This is a genomic window from Brucella ciceri, from assembly GCF_041930145.1.
GTDB lineage: Bacteria > Pseudomonadota > Alphaproteobacteria > Rhizobiales > Rhizobiaceae > Brucella > Brucella intermedia.
In genome coordinates, this window is record NZ_JBHEEV010000011.1 from 55,582 (window position 1) to 75,698 (window position 20,117).

The following is a 20,117-nucleotide window of genomic DNA, read 5'->3' on the forward strand; positions in this document are numbered from 1 at the left end:
TTCATCCCTCCCTCTCTGGCGAAGGATGCAGCCGACGGCGGCCAGATGGCCCGCCGCCGGCGCCTGCCATGCGTCAGCTCTTGATGGCGATGCGCTTCACCTGCGACTGCGCCTTTTCGCTCTTGGGCAAGGTCACGGTCAGCACGCCGTTTTTGAACCGCGCGTCGACCTGGTCGTCCTTGACCTCGTAGCCGAGCGGGATGCGACGCTCGAAGCGGCCATAGAAGCGCTCGGAGAACTGTCGGTCCTTGTCCTCCGTCTCGGAGCGCTTCTCGCCCCGCAGCGTCAGCACGCCGTCGTCGAGCAGGACCTCGATGTCCTTCTCTTCGAGGCCCGGCACCTCAGCTGTCACCTTGATTTCCTTCTCGCCGTCGGAGATCTCCACGCTCGGCCAGCCGCCGCTGAAGGCGGAAGCTCCCACGATAGAGGGCAGGTTCGAGCCGACGCCGCGGAAGACGTCGTCGAACAGCCTGTTTACCTCGCGATGCAGCGAAAGGAACGGATCACGATCGCCATCGCGCAAGACACTGGGAACCTGATTGCCGCTGCTGCGGCCCCAGGGGATCAGATCACGGACACTCATTATTCTTCTCCTTTCTGTTCGTTCGATTGACAATGCTTTCCGTCGGCGCCCGGAAGTGCCCGGCACCTTGCGCGAATTACGCTGAGAGAGCTACCTCAGGCGGCCTGCTTGTCGGCCTCGATCTGCCTGGTCTCGACCTTGGGCAGTGCCTCGCCGGCCGCGATCTGGATCTTGCGCGGCTTCATCTCTTCGGGAATCTCACGCTTGAGATCAATCGTCAGCAGACCATTGACGAGGCTAGCGCCCACGACCTTCACGTGGTCGGCCAGTTCAAAGCGACGCTGGAATGTGCGCGCGGCAATTCCGCGATGCAGATACTGGCTGTTATCCTCGCCAGCCTTCTGACCGGACACCACGAGCATGTTCTGCTCCTGGGTGATGGTCAGTTCGTCTTGCGAGAAGCCGGCCACCGCCATGGTGATGCGGTAGTCGTCCTCGCCGGTCTTGGCTATGTCATAAGGCGGCCAGTTGTCGATGGTCTCGACACGGCTCGCAGCTTCGAGCGCGTTCAGCATTCGGTCGAAGCCGATGCTCGACCGGAACAGGGGAGTAAAATCGAAAGTGGTTCTCATAGCCACATCCTCCTTGTGAAGCAACATGGGTACAAGTTTCTATTTCCGTCAGCGATGTCATTCATCGTTCGACGGGCCAGACCCCGATGGGCGTCCGGCGACTGCGATTTAGGTTTGGCAATTTGCCTGTTCAAGAGGTCGCCGAGCGCACCTTAACACTTTTTTTCTGTGACCGCGCCGCTTATCTAATAGCCAGGTGAATGATCGGGATAGCACCCGAAATGCAGGAGGTAACTAAATGACGCTGGATGAAATTAGTTCTGTCCTGGGCCCGGTAGACTCCAGTCTTGTTGCGGAAATCAACCGAACCGGCGCGTCAGCGGCTGAACTCGCCGAAGCTTGGGCCTGATTTAATGCTGACGAAGCGTTGGCCAACGAGGGACGATCACTGCCGTCAGGAAGAGTCGCAGAGCTTGTTGGAATCCTGGAAGTGGCAGAATTGGCCGAGGATACCTACGGGGGGAAGGGCGCCGGAAGTTGATAATCTCCTTCGCGATCAGCGCTCGCTGTTTAACTGGGCTACGAGGTTTTTATTCGGCGCCTTTGAAGGCACTGTTACCTTAACCTAAGTGTAAACATCAGTTGCGATAACGGGTGATGACCGAACCTCGTTCTTCGCTTTACCGCCGCCATCGTTATCCATCTGAGATTATTGCAGAGGCGGTGTGGTTGTATTTCCGCTTTCCGCTAAGCTTTCGCATGGTTGAAGACATGCTGGCTTATCGTGGCATCTTCGTCACATATAAGACCGTGTACGAATGGGCGGAGAAATTCGCACGTGCTTATGCCAGTAATATCCGTCGCCGCACACCGCGGCTTGGCGATAAATGGCACCTGGATGAATGTGTAATATCTATCAAAAGTGAGCATCACATTCTTTGGCGAGCAGTTGATCAGGATGGTTTTGTTTTGGATGTTCTGGTCCAGAAACGCCGTAATACCAAGGCCGCCAAGCGCTTCATGCGCAAGCTTCTCTCTGCACAGGGCTGTGCACCCCGGATCATGGTCACCGATAAACTACGATCATATGGCGCTGCCAAACGAACGATGGGACTTAGCGTTTGCGATCATCGCCAGCATAAGGGTTTGAACAATCGGGCAGAGAATTCGCATCAGCCGATCCGACGACGAGAGCGGGTTATGAAGCGCTTTAAATCGGCGCGACATGTGCAAAATTTCACGTCGATACATGATCCGATCTACAACCTAAATTATTTCCCCGGAAACCAATTCAATGCCGCCGATCATCGTGAGTTACGACAAGCCGCCACTGACATGTGGCGCGAAATCACGTGCCTGAAATCCGCATGACAGATGCGCCAAAGAATACGTTACGTCTGCACTCTCGTTAAAGTAACAGTGCCATCTGCAGATGTGATGAAACCCGGTCCGCCTCCATCAGCGGGCAGACCTCCATCTCCTTGTGCGCCGGATCCTCCGGCCCCGTCTGCGCCCCAATTGCCGGAGTCCTGTTGCGTTACGCCATTATTATCGATGTGACTGGAACCGCCCCCTTGGCCATTGCCGACCCCTCCGTCGCCGCTGCGCCCGGGGACACCAAGGCCGCCTGGCGCACCACAGCCCGTAAAATCGCTCGGGCTACATATGCCAGCCCAGGATGGTGTGACCCCACCTGGACTAATAAGCAATACCTGTATGGGGAGGAGGGCAATGAGAAAAACGTTGGGAACAAATGCAGTTGAAGCAAACCAAAATGATTTTCGAGCACGCGGTAAAACCTGGTTTTGCGAAGATCTGGTTTTAGAAAAATTATGCCCCATTACTGGCCCCCTGTTTCGCAGTTAGCTACTACGTTGCAGCTTTATATATCAGCAACGACTTCATTGCCAACCGACCACATAAACAATGCAATATAAACAAGGATAGGACTTGATCATTAAAGTAGATGCATAGCTCTCTGGCGATTAAGCTGCGATGGAGGACTGGGTTTCTCGCGCTAATAGCCTCTACGCCTGTCCGCCGTGCCATTTGGAGATATTGCAATAGTCGAACCTCTCTGCGTATTGGTCGCCGTTGAGCGTTGGTTGCACTACGATGTTTAAGACAAGCCGGAAACCGGGCGGAAAGGCGTTGGCGAAACTGACGCCATTTCACAAGGAAAACCTCTGAGCATGACCAAACGCCCGACACGTTTAAATCTGTTACCTCTCTCCATCTGGGATCAAATGTTTAACTAACAGATGGTCGACACTTCGTTGACGAGCCAGTCGCGAAAAAGCTGCAGCGCCTGGTTGGTGGCAATGTTTTCTTGGGAGCATATAAACTTGTAGGATTCCTCGGGCTCGAAATAGCGCTCGGACACAATACACAGGCTTCCGCGCTCCACGTCGTTTTTGACCAGAGGTCGATGAGAAAAACCGATGCCCTGTCCGGAACGAGCAGCCGCCAACAATGTGTGTTGGTCGTCAAAAAAGAGGTTTGAATTGGCGGTTAGATCATCAAATCCGTGGTGGGATATCCATCTTTTCCAGTCCTTTACGTCCCGATAATGCAAGCGAGGAATGCCAGGGTCCACGAGAAGATCTTCTGGATTTGCCACATTGGCCAGAAGTAAGGGACTGCAGACAGGTACCAGTTTTTCTTTTAGAAGTTCGATGTTGTACATGCCTGCTGGCGGATGCAGACAATATTTTATCTGTGCGTCTTCTGTATCCTGAGCGATGGAATCTATGTCGATATTATTCAGGTGAAGCTGGATGCCTGGATTTTGCTTCAAGAAGCCAGCAATCCTGCTCGCGATCACTTCCATTGCGAAAAAAGGACCGGCGCGAACCCGGAGGATTTTGGTCTTGTTGTCCTGTCCGATCAGCGTCGCAACTGCGCCGATTTCATCAAATGCGCGAGCACAAACCTCCAGCAGCAGCGCGCCTTCTGCGGTAACGGATACACCGCGCGAGCCGCGAATAAGCAACTGACAACCCAACGACTGTTCCAGGAGTTTGATTTGATGGCTCACAGCGCCCTGACTGACTGCAAGCTCTTCTGCGGCGGCAGTGAAGCTTTGGCAATGTGAAACGGCCTCAAAAGCCCTTAAGGCTTTCAAGCTTGGGAGTTTTCGCCGCTTCGCCCTTGAAGTCATATCGTCATGAATTTTTCTAATACCATTGAATAGTTCTTTTGCATTGATCGACCCACGGCACAAGCATAATCGTCAATAAACAAAAAACGCCCTTGGGTATCATTTGGTTCTGGTCTCGCACTTCAGAGAGCATCTCAGATGTACCGGACAACGGCGTATAAAAGGAGAACGAAACGTGCTTACGCAAGCTAAAATGGGAATTGTTGCTGCTCTTGTTGCCGTATGTGGCGCGCTTCCGGCCCACGCTGAAGAAATCCGCATGGGAGCTGAAGGTGCTTATGCCCCCTTCAATTATCTGGACCCGAGCGGGCAGCTCAAAGGCTTTGATATCGACGTCGGCAATGCGATCTGTGAGAAGCTGAAAGCTGATTGCGTATGGAGCGCTAACGAGTGGAGCGGGATTATTCCGGCGCTTCAGTCAAAGAAGTTCGACATCATGGCTTCGTCAATGGCTATTACTGAATCGCGTATGCAGCAGGTCAGCTTCTCCGATCCCTATTATTACAACACCATGCGGTTTGTTGCTTTGAAGGAGCTTGGCCTCAAGGATGTGACGCCGGAAAGTGCCAAGGGAAAGGTCATAGGCACCCAGACAGGCTCTATCGCATTCGATGCTTTGCAGCGCTTTTTCCCCAATAATGAGGTGAAGCTCTATCCGACACTTGAAGAAGCCTTCCTGGATATCGAGAATGGCCGCATTGACCTCTTGCTGGAATCCAAGTTCGCTCTCAGCGATTGGATTAAGAAGGGTGCAGATTGCTGCGAATTTGTCGGCAACGAGTTCCTTCTGGATGGAACTCTGGGTGCCGGAATGGCCTTCCGCAAGGATGACGTTGAACTGCGAACGCGCGTCAACAAGGCGCTTGCGGAGATCATCCGAGACGGTAGCTACGACAAGATCAGTGCCAGGTACTTTGATTTCGACATCAGGGAAAAGCCGAAATTCGCGAGTGAAATCTTCGCGAAGTAGTTTGCTCCCATTGCCACCCAGAGTACCTGATTTGAGACACCACATCAGATCAGGTGCTCACTGCGTGTGGCATTGTCAGGTCAGCCATTTCGTTTCGACCAACACAGAGTGGTCTTCGCCGACAAAAGAAAGGTCCATCCGTGTCCTATCGCGTTGCGATCATTGAACTCATCAATGAAAGTAATACCTTCACGCAAAATCGCACGAGCATCAGTGATTTTCGGGCGTCGCATTATTTCAAGGGCGATGAGATTCCAGCCAATTTCCGAGGCACCGGCTCAGAGGTCGGTGGCGCGATAAAGGTTGCGGACGAAAAGAGCTGGACGCCTGTTTATATCACCGCAGCCCATGCGGAACCTAACGGACCGGTGCTTGAAACTGCGCGTCAGGAAATCACCGGCGAGTGCCTGCGGCGGCTGAAGGAAGCCGGACCTTTTGACGGCATATTTGTTGCTCTGCATGGTGCCATGGTGACGGAGACCGATCAGGATGGCGACAGCCAGTTCCTTCGGGAGATCCGGTCGGTGGTTGGTTACGCTGTGCCGATCGCCATCACCCTGGACCTTCACGCGAACATTTTTGATGAATTGGCTGATCTGGCGCAGATCGCAGTTTCATTCCGGACTTATCCTCATATCGATATGAGTGAGGTCGGAGTAGAGGCCTGTTCGTTGCTGGATCAAGCCATGAAAGGGGAAATCGAACCTGCGCTGGCCATTGGGCGCCCACCAATGCTTCTTGGTTGTGATGATGGTCGCACAACAGATAACGGTCCCATGTGCCGCCTGCTCGAAAGTGCATACGGTGAGATGCAACAACCGGGAATCCTTAATGTGGCGGTCAATGCCGGTTTTACCGATGCTGATGTCTGGGCGGCGGGCCCGAGTGTGATCGTCACCTTCGACTGTAAACGCGTTAGCCGACAAACCGCTTGCGATGTCGCGGACAAGATGTGCGATGAAATCTGGGCTTATAAGGATCAGTGGTCGCAGCCGATACCTCTCGATGAATGTATTCGGCAATTGAAGGAGGCCCGAGGGGCCGAAGGCACGATTGTCGTCGCTGATTTTTCCGATAATCCCGGTTCGGGGGCCTATAGCGATTGCACTGCGCTCATTGCAGCGATGCTTCAGGCAGGTGTGACCAATGCTGCCGCAGGCGCGATTCTCGACCCCGAAGCGGTGGCGGAGATTGCAGCCAAGGCGATAGGAGAGACTGTTACGGTAACGATCGGCGGCAAATCTGATCCATCAGTCGGTGGCGGTCCTTTGACCGTGACAGGTCGTGTCATGTCGGTCAGCGACGGTGCCTTCGTCTTTGAGGGGCCGATGTTTACGGGTTTGCCCGGCACAACCGGAAAAGCCGTGTGCCTCCGCGTCGAGGGGATCGATATCATGATTGTGTCGGAACGCATGCAGATGCTGGACCAGAACATTTTTCGTATCGTCGGCATCGAGCCGAAAGAAAAATCCATTCTGGCGGTCAAATCAATGCAGCATTTCAAAGGGGCGTTCGGCGCGATTGCGACACAGATCCTTGTCACCGATGCTGGTGGCCTGAGCTCGCCTGACCTGTCGAGACGGACTTATGCTCGCGTGCGGCGTCCGATTTTCCCCCTGGACACACTGCCGGATCAACATCACTAAGTGTGCTGGTGAAACTATTGGACTTTTGACAGCGAACAGGGAATTTAATTCGGTAGAGGGGAACAATCAGGATGACGTTTCGTCACCATCGAACTCCTGGACCAGATTGATCATTTGTACTCATGGATGGGGTGTCCGATGCACGCAGCGCCAATCTTCGCCGGGTTAAAAATCGAGGCGGCTGAAATACGTGTCATACGTTTGCCGCTGCTCGTGCCTTTCGTGATTTCCACCGGAACAATGACTGAAAAGATCATTCCGGTCCTCACCCTGCGATCTGGAGGACTGGAAGGATACGCCGAAGGCGTGATGGATCCGTTGCCGGATTATCTGGAGGAGACTATCTCCGGTTCGCTCTCTTTCCTGCGGGACGTCCTGCTGCCACAGATCGTTGGGAAACGCTTCTCCGGTCCGGCGGATCTGTCCGCAATTCTTGATCCGTGGCGCGGGCATAGAATGAGCAAGGCCATGGTTGAAATGGCCGTGTGGGACCTTTGGGCGAAAGCACTGAACCTGCCATTGAGCGTTGCGCTTGGCGGCGTTCGCGATGCTATCGATGTGGGTGTCAGCCTTGGGATTGCCGATATTCCAACGACGATTGACCGGGTCGCGGCCTCGCTCGATGCCGGTTACAAGCGCGTTAAGCTGAAGATCAGGCGCGGTCATGATCTCGCAATGATTCAGGCGGTCCGCGAGCGTTTCCCAGATGCCAAGCTGACAGTTGATGCCAATACGGACTACCGGCTTTCCGACTTGCCTCTTCTGAAAGCAATGGATGCTTTCGCACTCGATTATATCGAACAACCCCTGGCTTTCGATGACATTAGCGACCATGTCCATGTGCAGGAAAAGCTGCTGACTGCCATCTGCCTGGACGAGAGCATTCGGTCTTCGGTGGATGCGCGCAAGGCGCTTGTCGCAGGAGCTTGCCGTGTCATAAATATCAAGGTGGGTCGGGTCGGTGGACATAGTACGTCACGCGCGATTCACGATGTTTGCGCAGCCTTCGATGTACCTGTATGGTGCGGCGGGATGCTTGAAGCAGGCATTGGCCGGGCCCACAATATTCATCTGTCCACCCTGCCGAATTTCACCAAACCGGGGGACACATCATCCGCCAGCCGCTATTTCCCGCGCGATATTGTCAACGAGCCGCTGGAAGCTGAAAATGGACGAATGGCCGTTCCCAAGAACGGTCCGGGTATCGGTGTGACGTTGGACCATGCATTTCTCGATACGGTCACCAGCCACCGTGAGGATTTCGTCGCATGAGCGTAATATTGGTCCGCGAGCTCGCCTCTCTCCACGAGATGAAGGATTCGGAGACCGTTCAGCGGCTGGTGTGGGGAGAGGACGATCCTGTCGATGCCTCAGACCTGTTGCTTGCAATCCAGCACGAAGGCGGCCTTGTTGCCGGAGCGTTCGATGGCGGGAAGATGATTGGCTTCATCTTTGGTTTCCCAAGTGCAACGCCGGGCGTTCAGCATTCTCACCGTCTGGCGGTTCTTCCGGAAGCAAGAGGCTTGAAACTTGGCGCGCGGATGAAGTGGTTCCAGCGCGATTGGTGCCTTGCGAGAGGCATTACGCATGTGCGCTGGACCTATGATCCGATCCGGGCGGTCAACGCCAGTCTGAACATTGCGAGCCTTGGGGCCACATCGTCCACTTATCATATCGACTATTACGGCCCAATGGTCGGCATCAATTCTGGCTTGCCTTCGGACCGAATCGTGGCTGACTGGCAATTGGACGATCTGCGTGTAGAAGCTCGATCTCGCGGCCAGAAACTTGAGTTTCCCGCAGATGCTCGACGCGTGAAAATACCGGGCGATATCGATCACCTGCTTGCAATTGATCCGGCGGCTGCAATGAATGCAAGGGTGTCGCTTCGCCAACAGCTGCTGACTGCCTTCGACGAAGGTAAGCGTATTGTTGGCTTCGACCAGCAGGCCGCGACATATTTATTGGTTTAAAGCCGACAGTTGAAATTTCAGGCAAGCCGGATGCCTATCCGTGCGTTGGTACAGCCGTTTGACCAACAATCGGCCTTCTGTGTAGTCGGCGAGCACTGCTTCATGTTTGTAGCGTGGCTGATCTAAGCCGGGGTGTTCGGTTCGCTAGACCGCAGGCTTGTTAAGCAACCGTAAACAACCTTGACCGCGCAGACAGTGATCGTTCACAAGATGACGGATCAACAGAAGCTCCGGGAGTTTGTCCAAGAGCGTCTGGCCAAGGCGAATGGAAATAATCATGAATGAAATCATCTGCCCGCATTGCAACAAGGCATTCAAAATTGATGAGACGGGCTATGCCGATATACTGAGGCAGGTGCGTGACAGTGATTTCGAGAAACAGCTGCATGAGCGCTTGGAGTTGGCTGATCAGGACAAGCGTAACGCTGTTGAGCTTGCACAGGCTAAAGTTGCCAATGAACTGCAGAAGACTGCCGCAGCCAAGGATTCTGAAATCCAGGAACTGAGGGCGAGACTTGAATCCGGTGAAGTCGCGCAGAAACTCGCAGTTGCTGAGGCGCTGGGTGCTGTCGAAAAACAACGCGATACTCTTTTGTATGAGCTTGAGAAAGCAAGAAGGGAGCAAGAAACTGCATCAAAACTGGCCCAGGCGACGCTTATTGCCGAACTACAGAAAATAGCCGCTACTAAAGACGCGGAGATCCAGAGCCTGAAGGCCAGGCTCGATGCGGGGGCGCTTTCGCAGAAGCTCGCGGTTACCGAAGCCGTCATAACAGTTGAGAAAGAGCGTGACGAACTGAAGAATGGACTTGCTCGGATCACGCTCGAAAAGCAGCTTGCTGAAACTGCACTTAGGGACAAATACGAAACGCAGCTGAAGGATCGCAACGACGCAATCGAGCGTCTGAGGGATATGAAAGCGAAACTATCGACAAAAATGGTCGGCGAGACGCTGGAGCAGCACTGCTCAATCGAGTTTGACCGCATTCGTGCGACCGCTTTCCCCCGCGCGTATTTTGAGAAGGATAACGACGCGCGCAACGGTAGCAAGGGGGACTTCATCTTCCGCGAGAGGGATGATGCAGGTTCTGAAATCGTCTCGATCATGTTCGAGATGAAGAACGAAAATGACGAGACGGCTACCAAGAAGAAGAACGAAGACTTTCTCAGGGAATTAGACAAGGACCGGAGCGCGAAAGGCTGTGAATACGCCGTTCTGGTCTCGTTGCTTGAGCCTGAGAATGAGCTCTACAACACCGGGATCATTGACGTATCCCACCGCTATCCGAAAATGTACGTCGTGCGACCGCAGTTTTTCATCCCGATTATCACGCTGCTGCGCAATGCGGCGATGAACTCGCTCCACTACAAGAATGAGCTGGCACTGGTGAAGGCACAAAATGTCGACATCACAAACTTCGAATCCCAGCTTGACGACTTCAAAGCCGCATTCGGGCGCAACTGGCGTCTGGCTTCAGATGGCTTTGAGGAAGCAGTCAAACGCATCGACGAAGCCATCAAGGATCTGGAGAAAACGAAGGAAGCGCTTCACAAGTCTGCCAATAACTTGCGGCTTGCAAACGACAAGGCGGAAGACCTGACGGTCAAACGGCTCACCCGCGGAAATCCAACGATGGCCATCAAGTTTGCCGAACTCAAGCAGAACGGTATGGATGATAATTAATGAGCAAGTAAGCAGATTTTGGTGAAGCGCTGCCTATTCCCCGTCACGTCAAGAGATGTGCGATGACCTGCTCCTCTGAAATTTCCTCGCAGTTTGACTGCAGATGCCGGGCTTGCACGAGGGACGCTCTATCATAATGTCGGTGACAAGAAGGGTTTGCTGGCAGTGATCGTCGCTCCAGTCGACTTAAAAGTGGCACTGCGCGCGCAGCAGGCGGCGATAAGCGTGCCGAACGAATGTGAAGCCTTACTGCTGGAAGGCGCGATATAGGTTGAAATGGCGCTCGATCCTCGGATGCGCCGCACCGCCTCGTTCGTTGAACATGCTTTTCTTAGAGATCCGACGCAGTGGTCGACCCAGAACGCTTGCGTGGAAGTGACAAAGCAAACGATAGGCAGGCTGATAGCGGCGCAGCCCGTCAGGCGGGTGGACGTCGGAACAGCTGCCCGCCTGCTGTGCGGGACGACGGTGAACGCAGTCTTTTGGGTTGCGGCAAGTGAGGAACTGCGTTTTGTCCAGCCCAATCATCGGAACAAGCGTCATCGCCAGCACCATCATCAAAAAACTTCAGCAATGCAGACAGCAAGGACCACAATGCACAGGCTGCCGCTCTTGTGGTCGATATGCGGTCAATGGATAGTAGCCAGCAGGCTGCTGTGGCGCGCGAACTCAATCAAGACTAAGAGGCTTCCCGTTTCTATCGCTCTCAACGACATATATTTATGAGTAATAGAAGTCACCCCTATCCCTCACCGACGGTATTGTGGAGGAAATCCGTGCGCCAGTTTCCGTCATTCAAATCTGAATCTGGCAGTCCCGAGAGAAGATGCACGTAAAACGACTTTCTAAATCACCTCCAGCAGGCATGTCCTGTGCGCCGTGTTTGAGTGCGTTTTCGATAAGGCTTCGCGCCGGCTAGAATTAACTCAGCTGATGCATGATTTAGTGTTGAAAAGGCAGAGTTCGAGAGTGCTGCGTGCGCTGACCCCCAACATTTGAAATCTGGTGTGATCCAGTTTAAATCTGGTTGCGTATAATGCTGATGAACACAAAATTTTCGTTCCTCTCGCAATAGTGGCACATGGAAGCTCAGCATTAATTTACAGGTTCTGACTTCGCTACTTCTGAGCGGATGGGGTTTAATACGGATGAATGGACAGACCGCAACTGAAGATCAGCCTTCAATGGAAGAATTGATGCTGGCGGTCAGTTCCCGACGCGACGTGGACGCTTTCGAGGTGATTTTCAAGCATTTCGCACCCCGGGTGAAGGCTTATATGGCCAAACTGTCTGCTGATACGCAAACAGCGGAAGAATTAATGCAAGAGACTATGATTGCGGTCTGGAACAAGGCAGATCAGTTCGATGTTGCCAAAGGAGCCTTGTCCACCTGGATTTTCACCATTGCACGAAACCAGCGCATCGATGCAGTGCGACGCGCCCGGCGCCCGGAGTTCGACCCAACCGATCCGGCCTTTGTGCCCGATGAGGAACAGCTCGCTGACCTGAGTATTGCCGAGCGGCAATCCGCCAGCCAGTTGCGCGCTGCAATGGCCGACTTGCCGAAGGAGCAATCTGTCTTGCTTGAACTCGCTTATTTCGAGGAACGCACGCATAGCGCCATCGCAAAGAAGCTGAACCTCCCGCTTGGTACGGTTAAATCCCGCCTGCGGCTGGCATTCAACAAATTGCGCGCAGCGCTCGATAATTCGGGAGCGCACTGATGGATATCAAGCATCATTTGAGCGACGAACTCCTTTCAGGCTATGCTGCAGGCACGTTGGCCGAGGGTTGGAGCATCGCAGTCGCCACTCATCTTGCGCTCTGCCCGGCCTGCCGTTCAAGGCTCAAGCAGTTTGAACAGATTGGCGGACAGCTTCTTGACGCGGGTGAGCCGCAGAAACTCGAAGTATCCACATGGGATAGTTTCAAGGACAGGTTGCAGAAGACACCGCAATCAAGGGAACCTTCGGCACCGCGCTTCGAGATAAAGCAGCCTGCCGTGATACCGGAACCACTGCGATCCTACGTCGGTGGCGATTTGCCGGAGCTGAAATGGAAATCGCTTGGCCGGGGTGCCTATCAGGTGTCAATTGAAACTCGAGACAGCGAAACGCAGGTTCGACTTTTGCGAATTCCCGCAGGAAAGCCGGTGCCAGAACATGGGCATGGCGGTCGCGAACTGACATTGGTGTTGAGCGGCAGTTTCCATGATGGAACCGGGCTTTTTGCGCGCGGCGATATTGAGGAAGCGGATGCTGATCTCGTGCATCAACCGATTGCCTCATCGGATGGCGATTGCATCTGTCTTGCGGTGACTGACGCACCGCTCAAATTCCAGAGCTGGCTTATGCGGCTCATGCAGCCATTGATCGGCATCTAAAGAAAGGCGGCATATTTGCCGCCTTTTTCATTAGTTCAACACGACAATTGCCGCATTCAATGCTGTCGCCAGCGACAGCCATATGAGGTAAGGCACGAATAGCAGTGCCGAGATGCGATCTGGTCGCCATGCGCGAATGATAAACAAAAGCACGCAAAGCCAGACGCCGATGATTACGACAAGCCCCAGCACGGTCATGTGAGCGCCGAAGAAAATAGGCGTCCAGAGGAAGTTCAATACCATCTGGCCAAACCACGGTCCGCGCCGCTGCCAACCACGATCGTTTATCCATGTGCGCCAGCCTGCAGTGGCAATGAAGATATAAAGTATCGTCCACATGGGGCCAAAGGCAGCGTTAGGCGGGGTAAACCAAGGTTTTTGAAGCGCTGCATACCATTCGCCCGGCGGGAAACCGATACCGATTGCCATTCCTACGACAATGATGACGAGGACGACGGCGGCCAGAAGACCCCATTTTTGCATATTCTTACTCCAACCTAGCCGCTGATCCGTGACGTAACACAATAGCCAACATAGGCTGACGCGGTAGACAGGAGAGTGCCCCAGACCATGTCTGCGATTGTCAGGGTCCATGACCAGTTTTTCAAAGTGGCCTGATTGGTCAGATCATAAGTCGCATAAGCGACAAATCCGAGAAGCGCCCCGTGAACGAGTGTGACTGTACCACTACCGGCCAGAAGTCCGGGCTTGACCGCGAAGAAAACCAGTCCAAACACGAAAATCACATAGAAAACGACAGCTGGTGCGAGACGAAAACCCGGCGCAAGCATGTCACCCATGACAGGGCGGTAAAACACGTTCGCCATGTTGGACAACCAAACGGAGTCGATTGCCAGAAATGCAACCGCTGTCACTAAATAGGCTATGAGATAATCTTTCATCGATAGCTCGCTCTCTTACTTGATGCGGGTCCAGCCCACATTGCGACACAGGAGGCTAGCCAGAACGCAGCCATTGGTCGTCATAGTGTCGCCGTCGACTTTCACCCTGATCTTGTAGGTCAGGTTGCGTTGCGGATCGAAAGCCGTACCAGAATATTGCCCGTCCGCAGTTTCGTTAATGCTCATCACCAGCCGGTCGCCGGTTTTCTCTTTTGGTGTTCCGGGCTTGATCCAGGTGTTGGTCGCGCAGAGATCCTTGCCGCATCCCACAACTCTCACCCGCGCGTTGCCATCTCCGCGCGCCCAGTTACCGTTGATCTCAGCCGGCTGCGCCGAGAAAGGAAACAACACCATCATCGTGCCGACCGTCAGTATCCATTTCATCGACGCTTCCTTCGTTAGTAGGTGTGGAGTCTAAGCATGTTCAATCGTGTAGAGCCCAACGTTGATTGCTCCTTCCTCGAACCCACCTTCGCAATAGCAAAGGTAGTATTCCCAAAGCCGCCGGAATTTATCGTCAAATCCAAGCTTCTCGATTTCAGGCCAGTTGGCGATAAAGCGCTGACGCCATTCGGCAAGCGTAAGCGCATAGGAACGGCCGAAATGCTCGGTCTCCTTTAAAACCAGACCGGCCTTTGCAAGGTCGCGTTCAAGCACTTTATCCGACGGCAGAAAGCCTCCCGGAAAGATGAATTTCTGGATGAAATCGGCCTTGCGACGATAGTTTTCGTAGCGTGTTTCTTCTATCGAAATGACTTGCAGGACGGCTCGACCGCCGGGCTTGAGACAACGCTTCAGGGTTGCGAAATATTCCGGCCAATAGGTTTCGCCAACGGCTTCAAACATTTCGATTGATACAATGCGGTCGAACTGGCCCTGGACATCGCGGTAATCCTGCAAGCGAAGGTCAACGGCTTCGCTGAGCCCGACGTTTTCAACTGCGGCATTTGCCCAGGTGAGCTGCGACGGCGACAGGGTTATTCCTGTCACATGGGCATTACGACAGTTTGCGAGATAGCCAGCTAAGGCACCCCAGCCACAACCGATCTCCAGAATTCTTTCGCCGCCCTCAAGCGCCAGTTTTTCAGAAATATACTGCAACTTCTGCTCTTGGGCACTTTCAAGGCTATGGGTCGTCTCAGTCCAGATCGCTGATGAATAAAGCATCGAAGGGTCGAGCCACCGGGCATAGAAATCATTGCCGAGATCGTAGTGGGCTTCGATGTTGCGCCGGCTGCCGCGACGCGTGTTTGCATTGAGCAGATGTCCGATACGGTTCAGCGCTCGCGTCCAACCAGATCCGCGTAATGTGGATACAAGCGTATCGCGATTGCGCGCCGCAAAACGGATGACCGATGTGAGATGGGGCGATGTCCATTCGCCTTCGATATAGGCTTGGGCAAAGCCGATATCCCCGCCCGTCAGCAGGCGACGCAGGCTGTTCCATTTAACAATTGCAATTTTGGCTTCCGGTCCGGGCAATCGACCGTTAACGGCAATGACCTGACCGTCGGGCAGCGAAAGCACCAATCGCCCATGCTGAACCTGCTTCAGCAGCCGTTTCAACACGATAGCCGAGGGGCTGAAAGCCGGTCGTTCAGTCCGGCTTGATGCCGATAGTTGATGATATTCGTCGAGCTGGCTCATGCGGCCTTGTTCCTCTGCTGGGCGGTCTCGTTACGAACAGATGTGATGGAAATCTCAGGCGCTGCGGGTCGTTTGCGTAAACCGATGCCCTTCAACCATATTTTCAGCGCCTCCCAGTGAATGCCGCCAATCACTTTCAAGGTGAGAAACGGAATTGTAAGAAAGGCGCGTAGCAAGGCGGCGTCGCTCAATTCAACCCGGCGCGCCAGATGGCGAGCAGTCAAAAGCAGGCCTTCATCGTCAAAACTGTTGATCCGGATGGAAAGCCAGTCTGCGGGAGGCGTGACTTCAAACTCATATCGCAGCTTCATGTCCATGAAGGGCGAGACGTAAAAAGCCTTGTCGCAGCTTTGTACGATGCGTCCGTTAACGCAGTTATGGACCGGGATCATATAGCCGTGGCGCTGGCGGAAAGTATTATCAACTTCCCAAAGGATTGCCGCAAGCTCACCGCCACAATTATAGCAGAAGAAAACACTGAGCGGGTTAAATGCCCAGCCCGCAATACGCGGCATAGTGAGCAGGCGGATCGCACCGCCATCAGGCAGTATTCCGGCTGCCTCCATGGCATGTTCCACCTGCTTACGCAGCGGCAGAGCCGATCCATCGCCTCTGTCTTTCCTGTAGAAAGAAAACAGATTGAAACGGTCAAGTGAAAACAGCTTCAATTTGCGATCGAGGGCTTCCAGTTCATCAAGGTCGAGCAGGATCGAGTAGATTTTATAGGCCAGTTTGTGAACCTTCGGTCGTAACCGCGCATGGGTCACATGACCGGGAAACAGTGCCGACTGGAAGCTGTCGGTCATGCCAGTGCCCTTTCCCGGAGAGTCAAACTCTGGCGAACGATGCGCCCACTTTCCTGCTCGACCAGCCATGGGCGGCGCATACCGCCCAGATCTTCTGCCACGGCGAGACCGGCCTGAAGACCGTCCTCATGAAAGCCGGAGCCGAAATGCGCGCCGCAAAACCATGTCCGGCGCTGCCCTTGCAAGGACCAGATTTCTTTCTGCGCACGATCCGTTGCCATGTCGAAAATCGGATGTTCATAGATCTCGCGACGGATCACCAGTTCCTCGCGCGGTGCACGACAAGGATTGAGCGTAACAAAAGTCTCAGGCGCGTTGCCCAGCGGTTGCAGGCGGTTCATCCAGTAAGTAATGGATGGTTGCGTCGGGCCAGTGGCTGCGTTGGTAAGGTAATTCCAACTGGACCACGCCGCACGACGATTGGGCATCAGTGAAATATCGTTGTGCAGCACCGCTTCATTTCGTGAATATTGAAACGCGCCAAGAATGCGGCTTTCATCCCCGCTCCGATCGGCCAACATCCGCAAAGCCTGATCGGCATGCGTGGCAATCACAACATCGTCGAACACATGGGAAATGCCGTTTCCGTCGATCAACTCGACGGAATGTTCGGCACGTCGCACGGATTTGATCGGTGTTGAGAGCCTGATCCGGTCCGCATAGGGCTTTGTGATCCGCCTTAGATATTCCCGACTGCCGCCAGTTACCGTACGCCAGATTGGCCTGTCACGAAGAGCAAGAAGACCGTGATTGCAACAGAAGCGGACGAAGCTTGCAGCCGGATATTGCCCGACTTCCATGGCAGGGGTGGACCAGATCGCTGCCGCCATCGGATAAAGATGATCATCACGAAAAGCCCGGCCATAACCATTGCGTTCAAGATAATCATCAAGCGAAATACCGCCCATGATACTCAGGTCTTTTGGTGCATTGCGATAAAATCGCAAGAGATCGCGGATCATCGACCAGAAGCGCGGGCTGACCAGATTGGAGCGCTGGGAAAAGAGGCCGAGGCGGGTACCGCCGGAATATTCGTAAGCGCCGTTTCCGACTGAAACGGCAAACGACATGTTCGACGCGGCGGTTGGAACTTCAAGCGCGCGAAACAGGGCGGTCAGATTGGGATAGGTCACTTCATTATAGACAATGAACCCGGTATCGACGGCCACAGGACCATGACCGCTCTCAAATTCGACGGTGTTGCTATGACCGCCAATGCGGTCCGATGCTTCAAATAAAGTCACATCGTGGCGTTGCGAAAGCAGCCATGCAGCAGACAATCCGGAAATCCCGCTACCGATGATCGCGACGCTGAGATGCTTATGGCTGCCCGGACTGTTCGTGATATCCATAGTCCCTCTCTTCACCGCGAGTTGAGGCTGCGTGTGTGCTGCATTTTCATCGTTTTACGTTTTGAGAAGAAGTTTGGTTCAATCGGCGACCCAACTTTTTGATTTTTTTGAGCCGCTTAAGAAACCAAGCAGACAAACAGAACGTATTGCATGCGGAAAAGCAAACTCTCCAATAAAGGTCCGACATGCAACCCGGTCTGCTCTTAGTTGTTGCCATCAGCCTGTCTGCCATCATGGCATTTGCCTGGGCGCTTGAACGAAAGACCGGTAAAAGCGGCTGGATCGATGCCATCTGGTCGTTTTCGGTTGGGGCGGGCTCAATCATAGCCGTCATGTTTGCAGATGCGACCTGGCAACGGCGTTCAGTGATACTGATCCTCATTCTGGCGTGGTCTCTTCGCCTTGGCTTTCACATCGCCAAGCGCAGCATGCGCCACGGGGAAGACCCCCGTTATGCAAGGCTGATAAAAGAATGGGGCGAAAACGCATCCGTTCGCCTCTTCTGGTTTTTGCAGATACAGGCTCTCGCAGCCTTCATTTTGGTTGTGACTGTCTATCTCGCTGTGGTTGGTCGCCCCGGTTTTCCATATGTCGGGGATATGGTCGGGGTTGCAATCATCGCCATAGCGTTGATTGGTGAAGCGCTGTCTGATGCGCAGCTTGCGCAGTTTCGCATGACTCCAGAAGCCAAAACAGAAATTTGCGAAACCGGTCTTTGGGCTTTTTCCAGACATCCCAACTATTTCTTTGAATGGCTGTTCTGGTGCGCGTGGCCGTCGATGGCAATTACCGGATCGCCATGGAGTTGGCTGTCGCTGCTTGCTCCGATCCAGATGTATTGGCTGCTGGTGCATGTCTCCGGCATCCCTGCGCTTGAAGAACACATGCTGAGATCGCGGGGTGAAAAATTCCGTGCTCTGCAAGGCCGGGTCAACGCGTTTTTCCCTGGTCCCCGAAAAACACCGGGAAGATTACGGCGTTCGTCATGAATATGGTGAGATTTTTGCGTCTGAAAACATGTCCTGCAACCGTTTAACGAAGGATCAATGAATGATTGCCAAAGCGCTTGTATGGTTGCGCAACGATCTGCGCCTTGCTGACAATCCTGCCCTTCATGCCGCATTCAAGCTGGGTGGCGCGATCACGGCCCTTTTTGTGCATGAGTCCAATCCGCAATTGCGTGACCCGGGCGCTGCCGTCCGTTGGTGGCTGGAACAGAGCCTGGACTTGCTGGCAAGAAGTCTCAATGAACGAAATATAGAGTTGATTGTTGCCGACGGCGAAGCGCTCAATACCATCGAACAATTAATTGAGGAAAACAACTTTGATACCGTTTTCTGGAACCGTCGTTATGCTCCTCAAGAGCGAGAAGTCGATGCAGTCATCAAATCCGGCTTAAAGGACAAAGGACTGCGCGTGGAGTCTTTTGCAGGCAATCTGCTGGTGGAACCCTGGGAGATCAAATCCGGCAACGGCGGATCTTATCAAGTTTTTACACCATATGCCAAATCACTGCGCCAGCATGGTGTGAGCAGACCACTACCCTTGCCAGACCGAAGTGTCGAAACGACGACCGTCAAACACACGCCCAAGCAGAAAAACTACAAAGAGGCTGTCTGGTCCAGAAAGATGAGCGGTCTTTGGATGATCGGCGAAGCGGCTGCCATTGACCAACTGTATCATTTCTTCGATACAACTATTCGCGATTATGCCGGAGATCGAGATCGTCCCGATCTTGACGGCACATCAAAACTTTCGGCCCATTTGCGCTTCGGCGAAATTAGCCCGAGACAAGTCTGGCATGCTACTGTGTCACTTATGGATCAAGATCATAGTACTGTGCCTGGTGGTCAAAAATTTCTTTCTGAACTGATTTGGCGAGATTTCCATTATCATCAACTTTATTATCGTCCAGATATTGCTGAAATAGACATGCGCGACACTCTGGCCAATACTCGCTGGCAAAGCAATTCAGTGGGGATCAATTCCTGGAGGAGGGGTAAAACAGGCATCCCGATAATCGATGCTGGTATGCGTCAGCTCTGGGCGACAGGCTGGATGCACAACCGCGTGAGAATGTTGGTGGCATCGGCCTTATGCAAGAACATGCAAATCGATTGGCGCGAAGGGGAAAAATGGTTCTGGGATACCTTAGTGGACGCGGATGTCGCGAGCAATCCGGGGAACTGGCAGTGGGTAGCCGGTTGCGGGATGGATGCCGCCCCATATTTCCGGGTTTTCAATCCGGTCCTGCAAGGAGAAAAATTCGATACAAAAGGCGTTTATGTGCGCAAATGGGTGCCCGAGATTGCAGCACTACCGGATTGTTGGATTCATAAACCCTTTGCTGCGCCCCCGGCGGTTTTGCGCGAAGCCGGAGTGGTTTTAGGACAGACTTATCCACTTCCCATCTTCACCCCATCAAAAGCTTGCTAGCACTTTAGGTGTTTGGTCCCAGCATGTGTTGGTGTATCTTTGACGCCAATACAAAGGGAAGCT

At 53.6% G+C, this 20,117-nt stretch carries 21 protein-coding genes and 1 pseudogene; 13 read left to right on the plus strand and 9 right to left on the minus strand.

All coding sequences use genetic code 11. The features are described 5' to 3' along the window. Positions 1–73: 73 nt before the first annotated feature. Positions 74–583 (minus strand): Hsp20/alpha crystallin family protein, encoded by a 510-nt coding sequence (locus JNC63_RS18540; protein WP_006471530.1) that lies wholly within the window; start codon positions 581–583, stop codon positions 74–76. A gap of 95 nt (positions 584–678) precedes the next feature. Next, positions 679–1,155, minus strand: a complete 477-nt coding sequence (locus JNC63_RS18545) for an Hsp20 family protein (protein WP_006471531.1) — start codon at positions 1,153–1,155, stop codon at positions 679–681. Between the two features lie 238 nt (positions 1,156–1,393). On the opposite strand from JNC63_RS18545, the pseudogene JNC63_RS18550 reads away from it, so the two are divergent. Both JNC63_RS18550 and JNC63_RS18555 read left to right on the plus strand, forming a co-directional pair. After that, positions 1,394–1,636, plus strand: a pseudogene (locus JNC63_RS18550) (hypothetical protein). Positions 1,637–1,752: 116 nt separating this feature from the next. Next, positions 1,753–2,466: an IS6 family transposase gene (locus JNC63_RS18555; RefSeq protein WP_006471532.1), complete on the plus strand. Its 714-nt coding sequence runs from the start codon at positions 1,753–1,755 to the stop codon at positions 2,464–2,466. An 883-nt stretch (positions 2,467–3,349) separates the two neighbouring features. Here JNC63_RS18555 and JNC63_RS18560 read toward each other — a convergent pair. After that, positions 3,350–4,255, minus strand: coding sequence for a LysR family transcriptional regulator (locus JNC63_RS18560; RefSeq protein WP_031353006.1), 906 nt, complete (start codon positions 4,253–4,255; stop codon positions 3,350–3,352). A 103-nt stretch (positions 4,256–4,358) separates the two neighbouring features. On the opposite strand from JNC63_RS18560, the gene JNC63_RS18565 reads away from it, so the two are divergent. From JNC63_RS18565 to JNC63_RS18605, 9 genes are all read left to right on the plus strand, one after another. Beyond that, on the plus strand, positions 4,359–5,225 hold the full coding sequence (locus tag JNC63_RS18565) for an ABC transporter substrate-binding protein (protein WP_006469977.1): 867 nt from the start codon (positions 4,359–4,361) through the stop codon (positions 5,223–5,225). A 140-nt stretch (positions 5,226–5,365) separates the two neighbouring features. After that, complete coding sequence (locus JNC63_RS18570) at positions 5,366–6,871, plus strand: M81 family metallopeptidase (RefSeq protein WP_039853460.1); 1,506 nt, start codon at positions 5,366–5,368, stop codon at positions 6,869–6,871. Positions 6,872–7,009: 138 nt separating this feature from the next. After that, the gene (menC, locus tag JNC63_RS18575) at positions 7,010–8,143 is read left to right on the plus strand and encodes an o-succinylbenzoate synthase (RefSeq protein ID WP_006471161.1); all 1,134 of its coding nucleotides are present in this window, start codon (positions 7,010–7,012) and stop codon (positions 8,141–8,143) included. Positions 8,144–8,151: 8 nt separating this feature from the next. Next, on the plus strand, positions 8,152–8,844 hold the full coding sequence (locus tag JNC63_RS18580) for a GNAT family N-acetyltransferase (protein WP_235691699.1): 693 nt from the start codon (positions 8,152–8,154) through the stop codon (positions 8,842–8,844). 277 nt (positions 8,845–9,121) lie between these two features. Next, positions 9,122–10,528, plus strand: a complete 1,407-nt coding sequence (locus tag JNC63_RS18585; RefSeq protein ID WP_006471162.1) for a DUF2130 domain-containing protein — start codon at positions 9,122–9,124, stop codon at positions 10,526–10,528. A gap of 93 nt (positions 10,529–10,621) precedes the next feature. Continuing rightward, complete coding sequence (locus JNC63_RS18590; protein ID WP_006469982.1) at positions 10,622–10,798, plus strand: hypothetical protein; 177 nt, start codon at positions 10,622–10,624, stop codon at positions 10,796–10,798. A 24-nt stretch (positions 10,799–10,822) separates the two neighbouring features. Next, positions 10,823–11,254, plus strand: a complete 432-nt coding sequence (locus JNC63_RS18595) for a TetR family C-terminal domain-containing protein (protein WP_368649847.1) — start codon at positions 10,823–10,825, stop codon at positions 11,252–11,254. A 458-nt stretch (positions 11,255–11,712) separates the two neighbouring features. Beyond that, complete coding sequence (locus JNC63_RS18600; protein ID WP_063620341.1) at positions 11,713–12,252, plus strand: sigma-70 family RNA polymerase sigma factor; 540 nt, start codon at positions 11,713–11,715, stop codon at positions 12,250–12,252. Beyond that, entirely contained in the window at positions 12,252–12,911 is a 660-nt protein-coding gene (locus JNC63_RS18605) for a ChrR family anti-sigma-E factor (RefSeq protein ID WP_006469985.1), read from the plus strand. The genes JNC63_RS18600 and JNC63_RS18605 overlap by 1 nt, the downstream gene beginning before the upstream one ends. A gap of 30 nt (positions 12,912–12,941) precedes the next feature. Here JNC63_RS18605 and JNC63_RS18610 read toward each other — a convergent pair whose 3' ends face one another. The 6 genes from JNC63_RS18610 to JNC63_RS18635 are packed head-to-tail and all read right to left on the minus strand — an operon-like array spanning position 12,942 to position 17,618. Beyond that, positions 12,942–13,394, minus strand: coding sequence for a TspO/MBR family protein (locus tag JNC63_RS18610; protein ID WP_006471165.1), 453 nt, complete (start codon positions 13,392–13,394; stop codon positions 12,942–12,944). Between the two features lie 14 nt (positions 13,395–13,408). Next, the gene (locus JNC63_RS18615) at positions 13,409–13,813 is read right to left on the minus strand and encodes a DUF2177 family protein (RefSeq protein ID WP_006469987.1); all 405 of its coding nucleotides are present in this window, start codon (positions 13,811–13,813) and stop codon (positions 13,409–13,411) included. A 15-nt stretch (positions 13,814–13,828) separates the two neighbouring features. Then, positions 13,829–14,197, minus strand: a complete 369-nt coding sequence (locus JNC63_RS18620) for a DUF2147 domain-containing protein (RefSeq protein ID WP_006469988.1) — start codon at positions 14,195–14,197, stop codon at positions 13,829–13,831. A 30-nt stretch (positions 14,198–14,227) separates the two neighbouring features. Then, positions 14,228–15,460 carry an SAM-dependent methyltransferase gene (locus JNC63_RS18625; protein WP_006469989.1) on the minus strand — a complete coding sequence of 411 codons (1,233 nt, stop codon included), beginning with the start codon at positions 15,458–15,460 and terminating at the stop codon, positions 14,228–14,230. Further along, complete coding sequence (locus JNC63_RS18630) at positions 15,457–16,266, minus strand: DUF1365 domain-containing protein (RefSeq protein WP_006471166.1); 810 nt, start codon at positions 16,264–16,266, stop codon at positions 15,457–15,459. The genes JNC63_RS18625 and JNC63_RS18630 overlap by 4 nt, the downstream gene beginning before the upstream one ends. Beyond that, positions 16,263–17,618, minus strand: a complete 1,356-nt coding sequence (locus JNC63_RS18635; RefSeq protein WP_006471167.1) for an NAD(P)/FAD-dependent oxidoreductase — start codon at positions 17,616–17,618, stop codon at positions 16,263–16,265. Before JNC63_RS18635 ends, JNC63_RS18630 begins: the two co-directional genes overlap by 4 nt. Positions 17,619–17,803: 185 nt before the next feature. On the opposite strand from JNC63_RS18635, the gene JNC63_RS18640 reads away from it, so the two are divergent. Further along, on the plus strand, positions 17,804–18,607 hold the full coding sequence (locus tag JNC63_RS18640; RefSeq protein WP_006469991.1) for a DUF1295 domain-containing protein: 804 nt from the start codon (positions 17,804–17,806) through the stop codon (positions 18,605–18,607). Positions 18,608–18,668: 61 nt separating this feature from the next. Beyond that, on the plus strand, positions 18,669–20,054 hold the full coding sequence (locus JNC63_RS18645) for a cryptochrome/photolyase family protein (protein WP_006469992.1): 1,386 nt from the start codon (positions 18,669–18,671) through the stop codon (positions 20,052–20,054). Positions 20,055–20,117: the final 63 nt, after the last annotated feature.